Origin of the sequence: Chitinophaga pinensis DSM 2588 (assembly GCF_000024005.1) — a bacterium.
GTDB classification, from domain to species: domain Bacteria; phylum Bacteroidota; class Bacteroidia; order Chitinophagales; family Chitinophagaceae; genus Chitinophaga; species Chitinophaga pinensis.
On the sequence record NC_013132.1, the window covers coordinates 4,535,245 to 4,557,691 of the forward strand.

Consider the following 22,447-nt stretch of genomic DNA (forward strand, 5'->3'; position numbering starts at 1 on the left):
GTGAATGGTACAGTTGTATTGAATGCAGATGGTAGCTTCACCTATACACCAAATGCGAACTACAATGGTTTGGATAGCCTGGTGTACCAGGTATGTGATAACGGTACACCAAGTCTGTGCGATACTGCAATCCTGAGAATCACAGTAACACCAGCTAATGACGCACCGGTAGCTGTAGATGATCAGCTGACAGTCATAGAAGACCAGATCGGTACCGGCAATGTATTGACTAATGACACCGATCCAGAAGGTAACAGCCTGACCGCAAGTCTGGTAACTGCCCCTGTGAACGGTACAGTGGTGCTGAATGCAGATGGTAACTTCACCTATACACCAAATGCGAACTACAATGGTCTTGATAGCCTGGTTTATCAAGTATGTGATAACGGTACGCCAAGTCTGTGTGATACAGCAGTAGTAAGATTTACTATTAATCCGGTTAACGATGCGCCAATAGCCGTAGATGACCAGCTGACTGTTGTAGAAGACCAGACAGGTAGCGGTAATGTATTGACCAATGACACTGATCCAGAAGGTAACAGCCTTAGTGCAAGTTTGGTAACTGCTCCGGTGAATGGTACAGTTGTATTGAATGCCGATGGCAGCTTCACCTACACACCAAATGCGAACTACAATGGTCTTGATAGTCTTGTATATCAGGTATGTGACAATGGTACGCCAAGTCTGTGCGATACCGCAATCCTGAGAATCACAGTAACGGCGGCTAACGACGCACCGGTGGCAGTAGATGATAATGTGACAGTAACCGAAGATATCCCAGCAACCGGCAATGTATTGACTAATGATACAGATCCAGAGGGAGATGCTTTGAGTGCAAGTCTGGTAACAGCCCCAGTGAACGGTACAGTAGTACTGAACGCAGATGGTAGCTTCACCTACACGCCAAATGCGAACTACAATGGTCTGGATAGTCTTGTTTATCAGGTATGTGATAACGGTACGCCAAGCCTTTGCGATACCGCAATCCTGAGAATCACGGTAACAGCGGCTAACGACGCACCGGTGGCAGTAGATGATAATGTGACAGTAACCGAAGATGTCCCAGCGACTGGCAATGTGTTGACTAATGACACCGATCCAGAAGGAGATGCTTTGAGTGCAAGTTTGGTGACTGCTCCAGTAAACGGTACAGTAGTACTTAACGCAGATGGCAGCTTCACCTACACACCAAATGCGAACTACAATGGTCTTGATAGCCTGGTTTATCAAGTATGTGACAATGGTACGCCAAGTCTGTGCGATACCGCAATCCTGAGAATCACAGTAACTGCGGCTAACGACGCACCGGTGGCAGTAGATGATAATGTGACAGTAACCGAAGATATCCCAGCAACCGGCAATGTATTGACTAATGACACCGATCCAGAGGGAGATGCTTTGAGCGCAAGTCTCGTGACAGCTCCGGTGAACGGTACAGTAGTACTGAACGCAGATGGCAGCTTCACCTACACACCAAATGCGAACTACAATGGTTTGGATAGTCTTATATATCAAGTATGTGACAACGGTACGCCAAGCCTGTGTGATACCGCAGTAGTAAGATTTACTATTAATCCGGTTAACGATGCGCCAATAGCCGCAGATGACCAACTGACCGTCATAGAAGACCAGACAGGTAGCGGTAATGTGTTAACCAATGACACCGATCCAGAAGGAGATGCTTTGAGTGCAAGTTTGGTGACTGCTCCAGTAAACGGTACAGTAGTACTGAACGCAGATGGCAGCTTCACCTACACACCAAATGCGAACTACAATGGTCTTGATAGCCTGGTTTATCAAGTATGTGACAATGGTACGCCAAGTCTGTGCGATACCGCAATCCTGAGAATCACATTAACTGCGGCTAACGACGCACCGTTGGCAGTAGATGATAATGTGACAGTAACCGAAGATGTCCCAGCGACCGGCAATGTGTTGACTAATGATACAGATCCAGAGGGAGATGCTTTGAGTGCAAGTCTGGTAACAGCCCCAGTGAACGGTACAGTGGTGCTGAATGCAGATGGTAGCTTCACCTATACACCAAATACGAACTACAATGGTCTTGATAGCCTGGTTTATCAAGTATGTGATAACGGTACACCAAGTCTGTGTGATACTGCTATATTGAGAATTACAGTAACTGCCGCTAACGACGCACCGGTGGCAGTGGATGATAATGTGACAGTAACCGAAGATGTTCCAGCGACCGGCAATGTATTGACTAATGACAACGATCCAGAAGGAGATGCTTTGAGCGCAAGTCTGGTAACTGCCCCTGTGAACGGTACAGTGGTGCTGAATGCAGATGGTAGCTTCACCTATACACCAAACGCGAACTACAATGGTTTGGATAGCCTGGTTTATCAAGTATGTGATAACGGTACACCAAGTCTGTGTGATACTGCTATATTGAGAATTACAGTAACTGCCGCTAACGACGCACCGGTGGCAGTAGATGATAATGAGACAGTAACCGAAGATGTGCCAGCGACCGGCAATGTATTGACTAATGATACCGATCCAGAGGGAGATGCTTTGAGCGCAAGTCTGGTGACTGCTCCAGTAAACGGTACGGTAGTACTGAACGCAGATGGCAGCTTCACCTACACGCCAAATGCGAACTACAATGGTCTGGATAGTCTTGTTTATCAGGTATGTGATAACGGTACGCCAAGCCTTTGCGATACCGCAGTAGTAAGATTTACTGTTAATCCGGTTAACGATGCGCCAATAGCTGCAGATGACCAGCTGACCGTCATAGAAGACCAGACAGGTAGCGGTAATGTGTTAACCAATGACACCGATCCAGAAGGAGATGCCTTGACGGCAAGTTTGGTGACTGCTCCAGTAAACGGTACAGTAGTACTGAATGCCGATGGTAGCTTCACCTACACACCAAATGCGAACTACAATGGTTTGGATAGTCTTGTATATCAGGTATGTGATAACGGTACGCCAAGTCTGTGCGATACCGCAATCCTGAGAATCACAGTAACGGCGGCTAACGACGCACCAGTGGCAATAGATGATAATGTAACAGTGACCGAAGATGTGCCAGCAACCGGCAATGTATTGACTAATGATACAGATCCAGAGGGAGATGCTTTGAGCGCAAGTCTCGTGACAGCTCCGGTGAACGGTACAGTAGTACTGAATGCAGACGGTAGCTTCACATACACACCAAATGCGAACTACAATGGTTTGGATAGTCTTGTGTACCAGGTATGTGACAACGGTACGCCAAGTCTGTGTGATACCGCAGTTCTGAGAATTACGGTAACTGCGGCTAACGATGCGCCGGTGGCAGTAGATGATAATGTGACAGTGACAGAAGATGTACCAGCAACTGGCAATGTATTGACTAATGACAACGATCCAGAAGGAGATGCTTTGAGCGCAAGTCTGGTAACTGCCCCTGTGAACGGTACAGTGGTGCTGAATGCAGATGGTAGCTTCACCTATACACCAAATGCGAACTACAATGGTTTGGATAGCCTGGTTTATCAAGTATGTGATAACGGTACACCAAGTCTGTGTGATACTGCTATATTGAGAATTACAGTAACTGCCGCTAACGACGCACCGGTGGCAGTAGATGATAATGAGACAGTAACCGAAGATGTGCCAGCGACCGGCAATGTATTGACTAATGATACCGATCCAGAGGGAGATGCTTTGAGCGCAAGTCTGGTAACAGCCCCAGTGAACGGTACGGTAGTACTGAACGCCGATGGCAGCTTCACCTATACACCAAATGCGAACTACAATGGTTTGGATAGTCTTATATATCAAGTATGTGACAACGGTACGCCAAGCCTGTGTGATACCACAGTAGTAAGATTTACTATTAATCCGGTTAACGATGCGCCAATAGCCGCAGATGACCAACTGACCGTCATAGAAGACCAGACAGGTAGCGGTAATGTGTTAACCAATGACACCGATCCAGAAGGAGATGCTTTGAGTGCAAGTTTGGTGACTGCTCCAGTAAACGGTACAGTAGTACTGAATGCAGACGGTAGCTTCACATACACACCAAATGCGAACTACAGTGGTCTTGATAGCCTGGTATATCAAGTATGTGATAACGGTACACCAAGTCTGTGTGACACAGCAATCCTGAGAATCACAGTAACTGCGGCTAACGACGCACCGGTGGCAGTAGATGATAATGTGACAGTAACCGAAGATGTCCCAGCGACTGGCAATGTGTTGACTAATGATACAGATCCAGAGGGAGATGCTTTGAGTGCAAGTCTGGTAACAGCCCCAGTGAACGGTACAGTAGTACTGAATGCAGATGGTAGCTTCATCTACACACCAAATACGAACTACAATGGTCTTGATAGTCTTGTATATCAGGTATGTGATAACGGTACGCCAAGTCTGTGCGATACCGCAATCCTGAGAATCACAGTAACACCAGCTAATGACGCACCGGTAGCTGTAGATGATCAGCTGACAGTCATAGAAGACCAGATCGGTACCGGCAATGTATTGACTAATGACACCGATCCAGAAGGTAACAGCCTGACCGCAAGTCTGGTAAATGCCCCTGTGAACGGTACAGTGGTGCTGAATGCAGATGGTAACTTCACCTATACACCAAATGCGAACTACAATGGTCTTGATAGCCTGGTTTATCAAGTATGTGATAACGGTACGCCAAGTCTGTGTGATACAGCAGTAGCAAGATTTACTATTAATCCGGTTAACGATGCGCCAATAGCCGTAGATGACCAGCTGACTGTTGTAGAAGACCAGACAGGTAGCGGTAATGTATTGACCAATGACACTGATCCAGAAGGTAACAGCCTTAGTGCAAGTTTGGTAACTGCTCCGGTGAATGGTACAGTTGTATTGAATGCCGATGGCAGCTTCACCTACACACCAAATGCGAACTACAATGGTCTTGATAGTCTTGTATATCAGGTATGTGACAATGGTACGCCAAGTCTGTGCGATACCGCAATCCTGAGAATCACAGTAACTGCGGCTAACGACGCACCGGTGGCAGTAGATGATAATGTGACAGTAACCGAAGATGTCCCAGCGACTGGCAATGTGTTGACTAATGATACAGATCCAGAGGGAGATGCTTTGAGCGCAAGTCTCGTGACAGCTCCGGTGAACGGTACAGTAGTACTGAACGCAGATGGCAGCTTCACCTACACACCAAATGCGAACTACAATGGTTTGGATAGTCTTGTATATCAGGTATGTGACAACGGTACGCCAAGTCTGTGTGATACCGCAGTTCTGAGAATCACGGTAACTGCGGCTAACGATGCGCCGGTGGCAGTAGATGATAATGTGACAGTGACAGAAGATGTACCAGCAACTGGCAATGTGTTGACAAATGATACCGATCCAGAAGGAGATGCCTTGAGTGCAAGTTTGGTGACTGCTCCAGTAAACGGTACAGTAGTACTGAACGCAGATGGCAGCTTCACCTACACACCAAATGCGAACTACAATGGTCTTGATAGCCTGGTTTATCAAGTATGTGACAATGGTACGCCAAGTCTGTGCGATACCGCAATCCTGAGAATCACAGTAACTGCGGCTAACGACGCACCGGTGGCAGTAGATGATAATGAGACAGTAACCGAAGATGTGCCAGCGACCGGCAATGTATTGACTAATGATACAGATCCAGAGGGAGATGCTTTGAGTGCAAGTCTGGTAACTGCTCCGGTAAATGGTACAGTGGTTCTGAACGCAGATGGCAGCTTTACCTACACACCAAATGCGAACTACAATGGTTGGGATAGTCTTGTGTACCAGGTATGTGATAACGGTACACCAAGTCTGTGTGATACCGCAATCCTGAGAATCACAGTAACTGCCGCTAATGACGTACCAATAGCCGTAGATGATCAGCTGACAGTTATAGAAGACCAGATCGGTACAGGTAATGTATTGACCAATGACACTGATCCAGAAGGCAACAGCCTGACGGCAAGTCTGGTGACTGCCCCAGTGAATGGTACAGTGGTGCTCAAGGCAGATGGCAGCTTCACCTATACACCAAATGCGAACTACAGTGGTTCGGATAGTCTTGTGTACCAGGTATGTGATAACGGTACGCCAAGTCTGTGTGATACAGCAGTAGTAAGATTTACTATTAATCCGGTTAACGATGCGCCAATAGCCGTAGATGACCAGCTGACTGTTGTAGAAGACCAGACAGGTAGCGGTAATGTATTGACCAATGACACTGATCCAGAAGGCAACAGCCTGACGGCAAGTCTGGTGACTGCCCCAGTAAACGGTACAGTAGTACTGAATGCAGACGGTAGCTTCACATACACACCAAATGCGAACTACAGTGGTCTTGATAGCCTGGTATATCAAGTATGTGATAACGGTACACCAAGTCTGTGTGACACAGCGATCTTACGCATCACAGTAACCGCAGCTAACGATGCACCAATAGCCGCAGATGATCAGTTGACAGTTGTAGAAGACCAGATCGGTACAGGCAATGTATTGGCTAATGACACAGATCCAGAAGGCAACAGCCTGACGGCAAGTCTGGTGACTGCCCCAGTGAATGGTACAGTGGTGCTCAACGCAGATGGCAGCTTCACCTATACACCAAATGCGAACTACAGTGGTTCGGATAGTCTTGTGTACCAGGTATGTGATAACGGTACGCCAAGTCTGTGTGATACCGCAATCCTGAGAATCACAGTAACTGCCGCTAATGACGCACCGATAGCCGTAGATGATCAGCTGACAGTTATAGAAGACCAGATCGGTATAGGCAATGTATTGACCAATGACACAGATCCAGAAGGCAACAGCCTGACCGCAAGTCTGGTAACTGCCCCTGTGAACGGTACAGTGGTGCTGAATGCAGATGGTAACTTCACCTATACACCAAATGCGAACTACAATGGTCTTGATAGCCTGGTTTATCAAGTATGTGATAACGGTACGCCAAGTCTGTGTGATACAGCAGTAGCAAGATTTACTATTAATCCGGTTAACGATGTACCAATAGCCGTAGATGACCAGCTGACTGTTGTAGAAGACCAGACAGGTAGCGGTAATGTATTGACCAATGACACTGATCCAGAAGGTAACAGCCTTAGTGCAAGTTTGGTAACTGCTCCGGTGAATGGTACAGTTGTATTGAATGCCGATGGCAGCTTCACCTACACACCAAATGCGAACTACAATGGTCTTGATAGTCTTGTATATCAGGTATGTGACAATGGTACGCCAAGTCTGTGCGATACCGCAATCCTGAGAATCACAGTAACTGCGGCTAACGACGCACCGGTGGCAGTAGATGATAATGTGACAGTAACCGAAGATGTCCCAGCGACTGGCAATGTGTTGACTAATGATACAGATCCAGAGGGAGATGCTTTGAGCGCAAGTCTCGTGACAGCTCCGGTGAACGGTACAGTAGTACTGAACGCAGATGGCAGCTTCACCTACACACCAAATGCGAACTACAATGGTTTGGATAGTCTTGTATATCAGGTATGTGACAACGGTACGCCAAGTCTGTGTGATACCGCAGTTCTGAGAATCACGGTAACTGCGGCTAACGATGCGCCGGTGGCAGTAGATGATAATGTGACAGTGACAGAAGATGTACCAGCAACTGGCAATGTGTTGACAAATGATACCGATCCAGAAGGAGATGCCTTGAGTGCAAGTTTGGTGACTGCTCCAGTAAACGGTACAGTAGTACTGAACGCAGATGGCAGCTTCACCTACACACCAAATGCGAACTACAATGGTCTTGATAGCCTGGTTTATCAAGTATGTGACAATGGTACGCCAAGTCTGTGCGATACCGCAATCCTGAGAATCACAGTAACTGCGGCTAACGACGCACCGGTGGCAGTAGATGATAATGAGACAGTAACCGAAGATGTCCCAGCGACTGGCAATGTGTTGACTAATGATACAGATCCAGAGGGAGATGCTTTGAGTGCAAGTCTGGTAACTGCTCCGGTAAATGGTACAGTGGTTCTGAACGCAGATGGCAGCTTTACCTACACACCAAATGCGAACTACAATGGTTGGGATAGTCTTGTGTACCAGGTATGTGATAACGGTACACCAAGTCTGTGTGATACCGCAATCCTGAGAATCACAGTAACTGCCGCTAATGACGTACCAATAGCCGTAGATGATCAGCTGACAGTTATAGAAGACCAGATCGGTACAGGTAATGTATTGACCAATGACACAGATCCAGAAGGTAACAGCCTGACGGCAAGTCTGGTGACTGCCCCAGTAAACGGTACAGTAGTACTGAATGCAGACGGTAGCTTCACATACACACCAAATGCGAACTACAGTGGTCTTGATAGCCTGGTATATCAAGTATGTGATAACGGTACACCAAGTCTGTGTGACACAGCGATCTTACGCATCACAGTAACCGCAGCTAACGATGCACCAATAGCCGCAGATGATCAGTTGACAGTTGTAGAAGACCAGATCGGTACAGGCAATGTATTGGCTAATGACACAGATCCAGAAGGCAACAGCCTGACGGCAAGTCTGGTGACTGCCCCAGTGAATGGTACAGTGGTGCTCAACGCAGACGGTAGCTTCACCTACACACCAAATGCGAACTACGGTGGTCTTGACAGCCTTGTATATCAGGTATGTGATAACGGTACGCCAAGTCTGTGTGATACCGCAATCCTGCGCATCACAGTAACTGCGGCTAATGACGCACCGATAGCCGTAGATGATCAGCTGACAGTTATAGAAGACCAGATCGGCACAGGCAATGTATTGACCAATGACACCGATCCAGAAGGCAACAGCCTGACCGCAATTCTGGTGACAGCTCCAGTAAACGGCACAGTAGTGCTGAATGCCGACGGTAGCTTCACCTATACACCAAATGCGAACTACAGTGGTCTTGATAGCCTTGTATATCAAGTATGTGATAACGGTACACCAAGTCTGTGTGACACAGCGATCTTACGCATCACAGTAACACCAGCTAACGATGCACCAATAGCCGCAGATGATCAGTTGACAGTTGTAGAAGACCAGATCGGTACAGGTAATGTATTAGCTAATGACACAGATCCAGAAGGTAACAGCCTGACGGCAAGTCTGGTGACTGCCCCAGTGAATGGTACAGTGGTGCTCAAGGCAGATGGCAGCTTCACCTATACACCAAATGCGAACTACAGTGGTTCGGATAGTCTTGTGTACCAGGTATGTGATAACGGTACGCCAAGTCTGTGTGATACCGCAATCCTGCGTATCACAGTAACACCAGCTAACGATGCACCAATAGCCGCAGATGATCAGTTGACAGTTGTAGAAGACCAGATCGGTACAGGCAATGTATTGACCAATGACACTGATCCAGAAGGTAACAGCCTGACCGCAAGTCTGGTGACTGCTCCAGTAAACGGTACAGTAGTACTGAACGCGGACGGTAGCTTCACATACACACCAAATGCGAACTACAGTGGTCTTGACAGCCTTGTATATCAAGTATGTGACAATGGTACACCAAGTCTGTGTGACACTGCAATCCTGCGTATCACAGTAACACCAGCTAACGATGCACCAATAGCCGTAGACGATCAGCTGACAGTTATAGAAGACCAGATCGGCACAGGCAATGTATTGACCAATGACACAGATCCAGAAGGCAACAGCCTGACGGCAAGTCTGGTGACTGCCCCAGTAAACGGTACAGTAGTACTGAATGCCGACGGTAGCTTCACCTACACACCAAATGCGAACTACAGTGGTCTTGACAGCCTTGTATATCAAGTATGTGATAACGGTACACCAAGCCTTTGTGACACAGCGATCTTACGCATCACAGTAACCGCAGCTAACGATGCACCAATAGCCGTAGACGATCAGCTGACAGTTATAGAAGACCAGATCGGCACAGGTAATGTATTGAACAATGACACCGATCCAGAGGGCAACAGCCTGACGGCAAGTCTGGTAACTGCCCCAGTAAACGGTACAGTAGTACTGAATGCAGATGGCAGCTTCACCTATACACCAAATGCGAACTACAGTGGTCTGGATAGCATAATCTACCGCGTATGTGATAACGGTACACCAAGTTTGTGTGACACAGCGATCTTACGCATCACAGTAACACCAGTTAACGACGCACCAATAGCCGTAGATGATCAGTTGACAGTTGTAGAAGACCAGATCGGTACAGGTAATGTATTAGCTAATGACACAGATCCAGAAGGCAACAGCCTGACGGCTAGTCTGGTGACTGCCCCAGTAAACGGTACAGTAGTACTGAATTCCGACGGTAGCTTCACCTACATACCAAATGCGAACTACAGTGGTCTTGATAGCCTGGTATATCAAGTGTGTGATAACGGTACACCAAGTCTGTGTGACACAGCGATCTTACGCATCACAGTAACACCAGCTAATGACGCACCGGTAGCCGCAGATGATCAGTTGACAGTTGTAGAAGACCAGATCGGTACAGGTAATGTATTGACCAATGACACTGATCCAGAAGGTAACAGCCTGACCGCAAGTCTGGTAACTGCTCCGGTGAATGGTACAGTGGTTCTGAACGCAGATGGTAGCTTCACATATACACCAAATGCGAACTACAATGGTCTTGATAGCATGGTATATCAAGTATGTGATAACGGTACACCAAGTCTGTGTGATACTGCGATATTGAGAATCACGGTAACACCGGCTAATGATAAACCAGTAGCGGTAGATGACGTCATCACCGTAATAGAAGACCAGATCGGCACAGGCAATGTATTGACTAATGACAGTGATCCAGAAGGAGATGCCCTGAGCGCGAGCGTAGTAAAAGGTCCAATAAATGGTACAATAGCGCTGAACACCGACGGTAGCTTCACATACACCCCGAATACAAACTACAGTGGTTTAGATAGCATAATCTACCGCGTATGTGATAATGGTACACCAAGCCTCTGTGATACCGCTGTCCTGAGAATCACCGTGACACCAGCTAATGACGCACCGGTAGCCGTAGATGATCAGCTGACAGTCGTAGAAGACCAGATCGGTACAGGTAACGTATTGACCAACGATACCGATCCGGAAGGAGATGTCCTGAGTGCAAGTGTGGTAGCTGGCCCTGTCAATGGTACCATAGTGCTGAACGCCGACGGTAGCTTCACATATACGCCGAACGCGAATTACAATGGTCTGGATAGTGTAATATACCGCGTATGTGATAATGGTACACCAAGTCTGTGTGACACCGCGATATTGAGAATCACGGTAACACCGGCTAACGATAAACCAGTAGCGGTGGATGATGCAATGACAGTTGTAGAAGATCAGACCGGCACAGGTAATGTCCTCACTAATGACACCGACCCGGACGGCGACGCCCTGAGTGCAAGTGTGGTAACGGGCCCTGTCAATGGTACAATAGTGCTGAACGCCGATGGTAGCTTCACATATACGCCAAACTCAAACTTCAATGGTCTGGATAGTCTGATATACCGCATCTGCGACGACGGTACACCAAGCCTCTGTGATACCGCGATACTGAGAATCACTGTCACTTCGGTAAATGATGCACCAACAGCCGTAGATGATCCGCTGACAGTCGTAGAAGACCAGACCGGTACAGGTAACGTGCTGACCAACGACAGCGATCCAGAAGGCGACGCCCTGAGTGCAAGTGTGGTAACTGGCCCGGTAAATGGCACCATCGTGCTGAACGCCGACGGTAGCTTCACATATACGCCGAACGCGAATTACAATGGTCTGGACAGCGTGATATACCGCGTATGTGACAATGGCACACCAAGCCTCTGTGACACCGCGATCCTGAGAATCACTGTGACACCTGTCAACGATAAACCGATCGCCGTAGATGATGCTGTTGAGCTGATGGAGGACGAAACTGCTACCGGTAATGTCATGACAAACGATAGTGACCCTGATGGAGATCCGCTGACGGCCAGTCTGATAACAGCACCGGTAAATGGTACATTTGTCCTCAATGCAGACGGTAGCTTTACTTACACACCAAATCCAAACTTCAATGGTGCTGACAGCATGGTCTATAAGATCTGTGATAATGGTACACCTGCATTGTGTGATACAGCAGTCGTAAGGTTCAATATCCTTGCTGTGAATGATGCGCCTGTCGCTGTAAATGACATCATTACTGTAACAGAAGATCAGCCGCAAAATGGTAATGTCCTGACTAATGACAGTGATCCTGAAAATGATGCCCTGAGTGCAAGTGTAGTGGCAGGACCAGCACATGGTACAATCGTCCTCAACGCAGATGGTAGCTTCACATATACGCCGAATGCAAACTACAACGGCATGGATACGGTGACCTACCGCGTATGTGATAACGGTACACCTAGTCTCTGCGATACAGCACTGATTATTATCACCATCGTGCCTGGTTACGACGCACCGGTAGCAGAAGCAGATTACCTGACAGTAGTAGAAGATACGCCAACGGATGGTAATGCCCTGGCGAATGATTACGATCCTGATGGTGATAAGCTGACTGCAACATTGGTAACAGCGCCGGTAAATGGTACAGTTGTCTTCAACGCCGATGGTACATTTACTTACACGCCAAATCCGGATTACGAAGGCCCTGATAGTATGGTTTATAGAATCTGTGATACCGACAACCTCTGTGATACCGCTATTATCAGAATCACCGTAATACCTGGTAACGAAGCACCAATCGCAACAGATGATGCAGTAACAATCAACGAAGACGAGGTAGCTACAGGTAATGTACTGACCAACGATACCGATCCTGAAGGTGATGCCCTGACTGCAAGTGTTATAACTGGTCCGGTAAATGGCACGATCGTTCTCAACGCAGATGGTAGATTCACTTACACACCAAACACGAACTATAATGGTGCAGACAGTGTAATCTACCAGGTATGTGATAATGGCAGTCCATCTCGTTGTGATACCGCTGTCCTGAGAATTACCATCATACCACAGAATGATCCGCCAGTAGCGAATATTGAAATTATCCGAGTAGAGATCAATACACCTATTGCTGGTAGCGTGAAACCTGTGATTAGTGATCCGGATGGAGATCCGCTGACTGTCAGCCTGATCAGAGCAACCACTCACGGTGTGATTACACTGAACGCAGATGGTAGCTTCGAATACTCGCCAAACACAGACTTCTCCGGAACAGACAGCCTGATCTACAAAGTTTGTGATAACGGTACGCCAAGTCTCTGTGACACCGGTATAGGGATCTTCAATGTGTCCGGTCCGAACGACAGACCGGTGATTGGTATAGCGAAAGCAGCAGCTGAACCTGTACTGGAACTCAATGGTAATTACACCGTGACCTACACATTCGTAGTGACTAACCTGGGTAATGAAATACTGAACAGCGTACAGGTAGAAGATAACCTGTTGAATACATTCCCATCGCCGCATACATTTACAATCTCCGGTGATGTAGTGACTACAGGTAGTCTGAGACCAAATAACCAATACAACGGTAGTACCATCAGTACATTGCTCGGTGATAACAGCACCCTGGCGATAGGCGCAAGCGATACAATCAGATTCAGCGTGAATGTAAACACGCATAAACAGTTCGGTACATTCAATAACAGCGCAACAGCCACTGCAACATCCGCAGGAACCAGCACCGAGGTGACGGATGTATCAACTAACGGTCTCAACGCAGATCCTGACGGCAACGCAGATCCTTCTGAAAATGAAGCAACACCGATAACGCTGAATCCAACTAAGATTCGCATACCACAAGGCTTCTCTCCAAATGGCGATGGTAAGAACGACAGGTTTGTGATCGGTAACGCAGGCAATGACAGGATCAACCTTGAAGTATATAACCGTTGGGGTAATGTGGTCTACAAAAACGCAAACTATAACAATGAGTGGGATGGCCGCTGCAACTACGGTCTGCACTTCGGAGAGAATATACCGGATGGAACTTACTATATCATTGTCATTGTGAATGATTCCGAGCGGTTTGTTAATTATATCACAGTAATACGTTAGTTATGAAACAAGTTCTTGCCGTAATAACGTGTCTCATCCTGGGCCTTGCTGATGTCAGGGCACAACAGGATGCGATGTATTCCCAGTATATGTTCAATATGATGGGGGTAAACCCGGCCTATGCCGGCAGTCGTGGCGTATTGAGTGCTACAGCGCTCTATCGGCGTCAGTGGGTAGGAATTGAAGGTGCACCGGAAACTTCCACGTTTTCCTTCGATATGGCTACCCGCGATAATAAGGTCGGATTGGGTATACAGGCATTTAATGACAAAATAGGGATCATGCGTACCACCGGCTTCTATGCTACTTACGCATACCGCATCCGTTTTGAAAATGAAGGGTCCCTGGCTATTGGTCTGCAGGGTGGTCTTAGCAATTTCAGGGCTGATCTCACTAAAGTAGACCTGATCGATGAAGATGATCAGGCTTTTTCCCAGAACATCAACGTCTTACTGCCTTGCTTTGGCGCCGGTATCTACTATAACTCTGACAGGTTTTATGCCGGGTTCTCTATTCCCAATCTGGTGAAAAGCTACCTGCGGAAAGATGCCGTTTACTACCGCGCAGACGTTGTCGCCAAAAAGTATATGCACTTCTTTTTCATCGCCGGATATGTGTTTGATCTCAATGAAGACCTCAAACTTAAACCTTCCACACTCGTGAAAGCGGTAAGAGGCGCGCCTGTACAATGGGATATCAATGCAAACCTCTGGATCAGAGATGTGATATCTGTCGGTGCTTCGTACCGTACGGGTGATGCCATCTGTGGTATGGCGGAAGTACAGATCAACGATCAGTTCAGATTGGGTTATGCATATGATCATACCATCTCCAAGTTGGTGAAGTACAACCAGGGTACGCACGAGATCATGTTACGTTATGAATTCGGATGGGAAAAAGGTCGCGTACTATCTCCCCGCTATTTTTAAAAAACAACAGAATGAGATATATGCGTTTGCTGACAGTTTTGTTTCTTAGCTTGATATTTTTCAAAGGGTATGGTCAGTTGAAGAATGCTGAACGGGCCTACGATGGTATGCGTTACACGGAAGCAATCGGCTATTACCAGGAAAGTATGAAGAGAGATTCACTGTCAGCAGCGTCTATTGCTAAACTGGCAGACAGTTATGATAAGACGCAACAATACACCAAAGCATTATACTGGTACGATAAACTGCTGACCACCCGTGTAGCTGACACTGCTTACCGCTACCGCTATGGTCAGTTGCTCGCAATGGATGGCCAGTATAAAGCGGCTGCCACCCAGTTTAAATGGGTAAACAGCGTCAAACCGGACCCGCAGCTGGAAAGTACAGTTGGTTTGTATGAAGGCGGACTCAATGCGCTGTTAGCTGATTCTGTCAACTGGCAAACAGCCCTGTTGAACATCAACAGTGGCTATGCTGATTTTTGCCCGGTAACCTATGGCGCTGGCCTGGTATTCGTATCCGACAGACCTCGTAATAAAGTATTCCGGCAAACAAACGCCTGGACAGGCGGAGACTTCCTGACCTTATATCGTGTCGTAGATACCGCCAGGGTAAAAGATGCCGGTCTGCGTACCAAAGAACTCGAACAGGTGCTCAGCTACGCCTCTAAAGATCTCCGGAATGTAGACAGTCGTACGGAAAGCAGCTGGGACAGTAAAAAGGTATCCACTAACCCACAGGCGACCTTTGTAGCCGTCCCTAACCAGTTATCGCGGGAAATGATCACGCCCTTTAATACAAAACTGAATAAACGCTATCATGAAGGTCCGGTGAGTTTCAGCCGTAACTGGGATAGTATTATTGTGACATATAATGAGCCTTCCAAAGGGAAAGGGGATATATCCAGATTACGTCTGCAGACTTACGTCATGCGTTATGGAGATTGGATCCCACAACCCGCATTTCCCCATAACAATAAAGACTATAACGTCGGACAACCTGCCCTGCATCCTAACGGAGACGTACTTTTCTTCACTTCGGATATGCCTGGTGGCGTCGGAGGGAAGGATATTTATTATTGCCGTAAATCCGGTAACAGCTGGGGGCCACCCATGAATGCCGGTCCGTTGATCAATACCAGTGGCAACGAGATGTTTCCTTACATAGACCCCGCAGGACGCCTCTATTTCTCTTCGGATAAATGGCCGGGATTAGGCGGACTGGATATCTTCAGTGTAACCCTGGATTCCGCATATAAGCCCTTGTCTGCCCCCAGGAACGAAGGAGTGCCCTTTAACAGCTCTAAAAATGATTTTGGGATGTTGATGGAGGCTAATGGTAATAAGGGCTATTTCAGCTCAGACAGACGGGGAAATGACGATATCTACATTTTCTGGAGGATATACCCCTCTATGGGACGTCAATAATGCTATTGACCCGCAAATCTGTGCCATAGGTCAAAGAAAATTGAACGCCTTTCCCGGCAGGGATATTTTAGCATAAAAATTCCCTGCTATGCAAACAATCGCTTCCTCCAGACAGGCATATCTTGATTGGCTACGTATCCTGGCCATCTTTGGCGTACTTATTTTCCATTCCTCCATGCCCTTCGGCGCAGAACTGGAATGGCATATCCGTAATAAAGAAACCAGCAATCTCTTCCTGGAACTCGTGTTCTTTATGCACCTTTTCCGTATGCCCCTGTTGTTTTTTATTTCCGGTACGGTCAGCTATTTCATGTTGCAGAACAGATCGGGTGGGGGCTTTGTAGCATTGCGTACCAGGAGACTGCTGATCCCTGTCTTACTGGCCATATTGGTGGTCGTACCGCCGCAGGTCTACCTGGAAAGGGTGACACAAGGTTATACCGGCAACTTCTGGCAGTTTTACAGGGAAATGTTCACATCCGGCGCCTATCCCAAAGGAAACCTCAGCTGGCATCATCTGTGGTTCGTCGCTTACCTGCTGATATATGATATTATCTGCGCACCATTGTTCGTCTGGATCATCTCCCCCAGGGCACATCACTTTCGCGACAGACTGTTATGGCTGGCCAAAGGCAAACGTGTCTATCTGCTCGCCTTACCGGGGATGATCATATATGCCTCCCTGACCCTGCAATTCCCGGAAACAAACGACCTGGTGCATGACTGGTGTTATTTCTTCTACTGGCTCTGCTTTCTGATTCCAGGGTTTATCTGCATTACACAACCCGCTTTGATGGATAGTCTGGAGAGAAACAGGCATTTCGCACTCCTGATGGCGTTTCTTTCCATTGTTACAATCAATTATTTCCGTTGGAATGATCTGCAGCCATGGGATGTGCTCAACAGCTGGAAACAGGATCCACGTACTTATGCGTTCCTGGCGCTGAGGGCTTTCTGCGGATGGGCATGGGTATTCGCACTGGTCGGTTATGGTAAAAAATACCTGAACAAACAGCATTCATCACTGAACTATATTAACCAGGCTGTCTATCCTTTTTATATATTGCATCAGACAATCATCGTCATACTGGCATTTTATGTAGTAAAAACAACAGATACCATCGGCGCGAAGTATATATTCATCGTAATTACGACCTTTATATCGTCAATGAGCATTTATCATCTGTTGATCCGCCCGTATAATATTACCCGCTTTCTGTTTGGTATGAAGCCTGTAAAGAAGAACACACAGCAAAAATATGAGTTAGTGATACAAAATGAACAGGCATTATTGTCAGCTTCCTGATCTTTCAACCGAAATAAACTGATGAATACTTTCCGCAAATATATTTTCCCCGGTCTTTATGGAGTGATCAACTATCTCAGTATCCGGCTATTGCTGGATACTGTGACAGGGATGAAGTTCTGGGAACGTCCGTTTTTTCTAAACGGATGGGAGTTCTCACTTTCCTTCCTGTCCGGGTATCTGTTGCTCGCCATACATCATCGCCTGTACAGGTATTTTGATAAACACTGGAGTAATGAAAACAATTACCGCAGGCGGATGCTGAAAGAACTGCTGATCATTTCAGTGGCGACGCTTATATTTCAAAACATTACATTAATGCCCTGGGCTGCGCTCACAGATGATGGTTTGCAGTGGTATGACGTGGCTGATATCAACCTGATTCCGTTGCTGTATTCTCTTATTTATTACGGTGTAAGCAGAACCAACTATTTCCTGCAGGCTTATGTCAGCAATAAAGTCAAACTACAGGAAGTCATGAATGATCAGTTACAGGCAGAGCTTAAATTCCTCAAATCACAGCTGCATCCGCATTTTATTTTTAATGCACTGAATACAATCTATTTCCAGATGGATGAAGATGTAAGTGCCGCTAAAAAGAGTGTTGAACAGTTCTCCGAACTGTTGCGCTATCAGCTCTACGATCAGCAGCAAACCGTTTCTATCCGCCACGAAATACAATACCTGCATAGTTTTATCAATCTCCAGAAAGTGAGGGCTTCTGATAAGTTGGTGCTGAACGTACAATTCGATCCGGAGTTATATGACCAGGAAGTGTACCCCTTGCTGCTGTTTCCCCTGGTAGAAAACGCGTTTAAATATGTAGGAGGGGAGTACTGGATCAACATTACTGCTACGTTGAAGAAAGAGACTATTCACTTTATCGTCGAAAATGCCATACCCAAAATAGCAATGTCAACCCGCGCGGGTGGAATCGGATTAGAAAATCTCAAAAGACGTTTACAGCTGTTGTATCCAGGTAAACATACCTTTGATATCAGCAAAACGGAACGTACATTTAAAGCTGCATTGTCCATACAACCGGAAGCGGTTGCTTATCAAACTGTAACAATGGAAGAAGATGAAGATCAGATGCGTCATCACAGATGATGAACCCTATGCAAGAAAAGGACTACAAGGCTATATCAGTCAGATAGATTTCCTGGAATTAGTAGCGGTATGCGAAAGCGCCGTCGAACTGAACACTTTTCTTAAAAAAGAACAAGTGGATCTCTTATTTCTCGATATAGAAATGCCTTATCTGTCCGGAATAGAGTTGTTGAAAACGCTGGCTCATCCACCGAAAGTAATATTTACCACCGCATATGAGAAATATGCGATGCAGGGATATGAACTGGAAGTATTGGATTACCTGTTGAAGCCTATTTCGCTGGACCGCTTTCTCCGGGCAGCCAATAAAGCCTTTGATTATTTCAATCTGCAGGAGCAGGTGAAACCACGGGAGGACTACTTTTTTATCAAAGTAGACAGTAAGCTGGAAAAGGTCCTGGTAGAAGACATCTTATTTGCCGAAGGCATGGAAAATTATATTACCATCCATACGAAGCAGAAAAAGATGATAACGCACCTGACCCTGAAGATGCTGCAGGAACACCTGCCGGCAGATAAGTTTATACAACCGCATAAGTCTTATATAGCAGCCATTGACAAAATAGACGCCATAGAAGGTAATGTATTGCTACTGGGCGGGTATCAGGTGCCAGTGTCCCGTTATCAGAAGGAAGAGATCATGGAAAGGATCCTGCAGAACAGGATCCTTAAAAGATGATCAATAACCTACAGCTGCATCGGCATTGATAATACCCCAACCGAATTTACTGCTTCTGCTGTTGGCAAATCCGGAAGCTCTCGCCATCCTGGCAATAATGCTATCCCTCGGATAGGAGGGATATTTACTCCATACCAATGCGGCAATGGCAGCACAACTTGCAGTCGCTACGGATGAACCGCCGACAGTAGACGGTGCATCTCCGTTCATCGCAATACTGAGCGGATTCCTGCCGGATGATTTCTGCATGACAATGGCAAAATCCACTTTGCTGCCGGTATGGCAATTATCACACCTGTCTTTCAGGTTGTCTTTCATACCGGTGACTGCCACTACCTGTGGCTGATTGGCCGGGAATATAACACCGACAAAGCCGGCAAAGAAAGAAGTAGACGTACCCGCCGCACAGAACATCAGTTTCTGCTTACTATAAGCATAGACCAGGGCGTCTTTGATCTGCCCCGAACTGAAAAGCGTACCCATACTCATGCTGATAATTTTCACTGCTGGGTCATCCGCTCCCTGCACATAGGCATACGTAACACCGTTAATGGCGGCCGTAGACAGCAGTACCACGTTTTCTGCTGCATGTACGATCGCCAGGTCGCAGTTGTACGCAATACCTGCTGTATTGCCGTCGGTACCCCTTGGTCCTGCCAGTACACCCGCCATACTGGTGCCATGTCCACAGGGATCATCGGGACTGCTGTTGTAGGTACCTAGTTTTTGAATGGTTCTCCCCGTGGATAGTCCCTGATTAAAGGCGCTGCCGAGATTTTCCTGCTGCGGACTGACACCTGTATCAATGATCATGACCTTTATGCGTTGTCCGGTTGATCGCTGCCATGCCTGTTCAATGCGATGGTAACCATAGTTCCAGGATAGCTTTGCAGCGGGGGAGATGACCGTATAATCCGTACCGGCAACAAGGTCCGTTTTAGCGTTATTATAGCCGCATCCAGAGGTCAGAATATCAGAGGCTGCTGCCGCGTCCCTCGGATTCACATCCCGCATGTAATTACCATATCCGACCGGTTCCGCGTAACGGATCTTCGCAGATGAACGCAGCGCTTTCACTGTCGCATAACTGCTGACATGCAGTTGCATAAAATGTAATTTGTCACTCGTAGCTGTCCGCACGGGCCGTAGTAAAGCCATCTGCTGACCTGTCAGCTGTAATACTTCATCAGCGTTACTATTTGTTGTATAACCCACCGATAATATACTATCTCCATGTAATAACGCACTCCATACCATCGTATCACTAGCCATCTTCCAGTCGAAATAACCATAGGTTTCCAGTTGCTGATGCACAAACGCATTGATAGCTGATTTTGAAATGACCTCCTCTGGATTTTCCTGTGCAGGTGGCACAGTATAAGGAGTATCTGTTTTACGGCAAGACGTAAAAAGTACGAACGCTACGCCCACCATCATAAAATAAGGGGTCCTCATATGTTCGGTTTTTATTAGTTAACAATCCTGACTCTCTAACGTGGTTATTAGAATTTACGCCTTTTTATCGAGGGTGGCAAAATCATTTTTAAGATTTGGTTTTATGAATAAAAACTCTACATTTGCAACAATGATGCAATTATAAGAATGGTCATATAACTACCATTCAGCTACTGCCGGATGTCTTCATCTGGTGAGGAATCTTATTAATAACTACACATAATATGACAACGAACAGATTACCTGTTACTGTGCTGAGTGGCTTTCTCGGTGCTGGTAAGACTACTTTGCTCAATCATGTCCTGCATAATAAACAGGGGATGAAAGTGGCTGTCATCGTCAATGACATGAGCGAAGTGAATGTAGATGCCCAACTCGTAAGGAACGAGCAGACATTACATAGAACGGAAGAAAAACTGGTAGAGATGAGTAACGGTTGTATCTGTTGTACGTTGCGGGAAGACCTGCTGATAGAAGTGGAAAGACTGGCAAAAGAAGGCCGTTTCGATTATCTCCTGATCGAAAGTTCTGGTATCAGCGAGCCATTACCTGTCGCGCAGACATTTACCTACCAGGATGAAACAACAGGTACTGATCTGAGCAGGTTGTCAAGGCTGGACACATTGGTAACAGTGGTCGATGCGTTTAATTTCATCCGCGATTTCAGCAGCATCGAAACCTTACAGGACCGACAGATTACCGATATGGAAGGCGATTACAGGACAATTGTCAATCTGCTCACTGATCAGATCGAATTCGCCAATGTGATCATCCTGAACAAAACAGATCTTGTCACAGCAGAAGAATTGGGTATGCTGCACGCGGTGATCAAAAAAATGAATGCCGGCGCACATATTGTCGACGCTTCATTTGGAAAAGTAGACCTGCATAGTATTTTAAATACCAGTCTGTTTGATTTCGAAGAAACCAGTCAGCAGGCAGGATGGATAGAAGAACTCCACAAACCTGCGCATACACCAGAGACAGAAGAATACGGTATCAGTAGTTTTGTGTACCGCAGCCGCCGTCCTTTTCATCCGGAACGCTTCTGGACTTACTTAAACCAGGAGTGGCATTCCAATATCATTCGCAGTAAAGGACTTTTCTGGCTGGCTTCCCGCAGGGATGAAGCCCTGAACTGGAGTCAGGCAGGTGGGAGTCTGCGGGCAGAACGTGCCGGTGTATGGTGGGATAGTATGCCTTATAAAGACAGGATACGATATGTTTCCTTCCTTGATAACCAACAGGAAATTGAAAAACGATGGGATAAACGTTTCGGTGATCGCCAGAATGAACTTGTAATCATCGGACGCACACTTGACAGAGACGCTATTGTAAAAGAGCTCGAAGATTGTCTTTGTGATGACAATGAGATCGCAAAAATGGAAATAGGAGGGACTTTCCGGGACGAGTTCCCGCTATAGGCAACCTGACAGAGATGATGAAGGACTGGGCTGGTCTTTTGGCCGGCCCACACTGTGTTTGCGCCCAGTTAACGTAAACATAACATGCAACTAAAGCC

General features: G+C 46.7%; 7 protein-coding genes and 1 pseudogene (1 of these 8 cut by a window edge). 7 read left to right on the forward strand and 1 reads right to left on the reverse strand.

Going from position 1 to position 22,447, the window contains the following annotated elements; genetic code table 11:
* The 6 genes and pseudogenes from CPIN_RS39645 to CPIN_RS18020 form a co-directional block, all read left to right on the forward strand.
* Nucleotides 1–14,016: pseudogene (locus tag CPIN_RS39645) on the forward strand (Ig-like domain-containing protein); its annotated part reaches 17,593 nt to the left of the window's first position; the annotation flags it as partial.
* Between the two features lie 5 nt (nt 14,017–14,021).
* On the forward strand, nt 14,022–14,948 hold the full coding sequence (locus tag CPIN_RS18000) for a PorP/SprF family type IX secretion system membrane protein (protein WP_012791259.1): 927 nt from the start codon (nt 14,022–14,024) through the stop codon (nt 14,946–14,948).
* Nucleotides 14,949–14,959: 11 nt separating this feature from the next.
* Nucleotides 14,960–16,375, forward strand: coding sequence for a PD40 domain-containing protein (locus tag CPIN_RS18005; protein ID WP_012791260.1), 1,416 nt, complete (start codon nt 14,960–14,962; stop codon nt 16,373–16,375).
* 88 nt (nt 16,376–16,463) lie between these two features.
* A complete protein-coding gene (locus tag CPIN_RS18010) occupies nt 16,464–17,681 on the forward strand; it encodes an acyltransferase family protein (protein WP_012791261.1) in 1,218 nt (405 codons plus the stop codon).
* A gap of 21 nt (nt 17,682–17,702) precedes the next feature.
* Nucleotides 17,703–18,791, forward strand: coding sequence for a sensor histidine kinase (locus tag CPIN_RS18015; protein WP_012791262.1), 1,089 nt, complete (start codon nt 17,703–17,705; stop codon nt 18,789–18,791).
* A complete protein-coding gene (locus CPIN_RS18020; protein ID WP_012791263.1) occupies nt 18,763–19,470 on the forward strand; it encodes a LytR/AlgR family response regulator transcription factor in 708 nt (235 codons plus the stop codon). Before CPIN_RS18015 ends, CPIN_RS18020 begins: the two co-directional genes overlap by 29 nt.
* On the opposite strand, the gene CPIN_RS18025 is transcribed toward CPIN_RS18020, so the two are convergent.
* Nucleotides 19,471–20,925: a S8 family peptidase gene (locus CPIN_RS18025; RefSeq protein WP_012791264.1), complete on the reverse strand. Its 1,455-nt coding sequence runs from the start codon at nt 20,923–20,925 to the stop codon at nt 19,471–19,473.
* A 224-nt stretch (nt 20,926–21,149) separates the two neighbouring features.
* Between CPIN_RS18025 and CPIN_RS18030 the strand changes: the two genes are divergently transcribed.
* On the forward strand, nt 21,150–22,349 hold the full coding sequence (locus CPIN_RS18030) for a GTP-binding protein (protein ID WP_012791265.1): 1,200 nt from the start codon (nt 21,150–21,152) through the stop codon (nt 22,347–22,349).
* Nucleotides 22,350–22,447: the final 98 nt, after the last annotated feature.

What these genes read in the sequence shown, in the direction of transcription:
- CPIN_RS18020 (WP_012791263.1), top strand. Translation starts at nt 18,763, where the DNA reads ATGAAGATCAGATGCGTCATCACAGATGATGAACCCTATGCAAGAAAA.
- CPIN_RS18000 (WP_012791259.1), top strand. Translation starts at nt 14,022, where the DNA reads ATGAAACAAGTTCTTGCCGTAATAACGTGTCTCATCCTGGGCCTTGCT.
- CPIN_RS18015 (WP_012791262.1), top strand. Translation starts at nt 17,703, where the DNA reads ATGAATACTTTCCGCAAATATATTTTCCCCGGTCTTTATGGAGTGATC.
- CPIN_RS18005 (WP_012791260.1), top strand. Translation starts at nt 14,960, where the DNA reads ATGAGATATATGCGTTTGCTGACAGTTTTGTTTCTTAGCTTGATATTT.
- CPIN_RS18025 (WP_012791264.1), bottom strand. Translation starts at nt 20,925, where the DNA reads ATGAGGACCCCTTATTTTATGATGGTGGGCGTAGCGTTCGTACTTTTT.
- CPIN_RS18030 (WP_012791265.1), top strand. Translation starts at nt 21,150, where the DNA reads ATGACAACGAACAGATTACCTGTTACTGTGCTGAGTGGCTTTCTCGGT.
- CPIN_RS18010 (WP_012791261.1), top strand. Translation starts at nt 16,464, where the DNA reads ATGCAAACAATCGCTTCCTCCAGACAGGCATATCTTGATTGGCTACGT.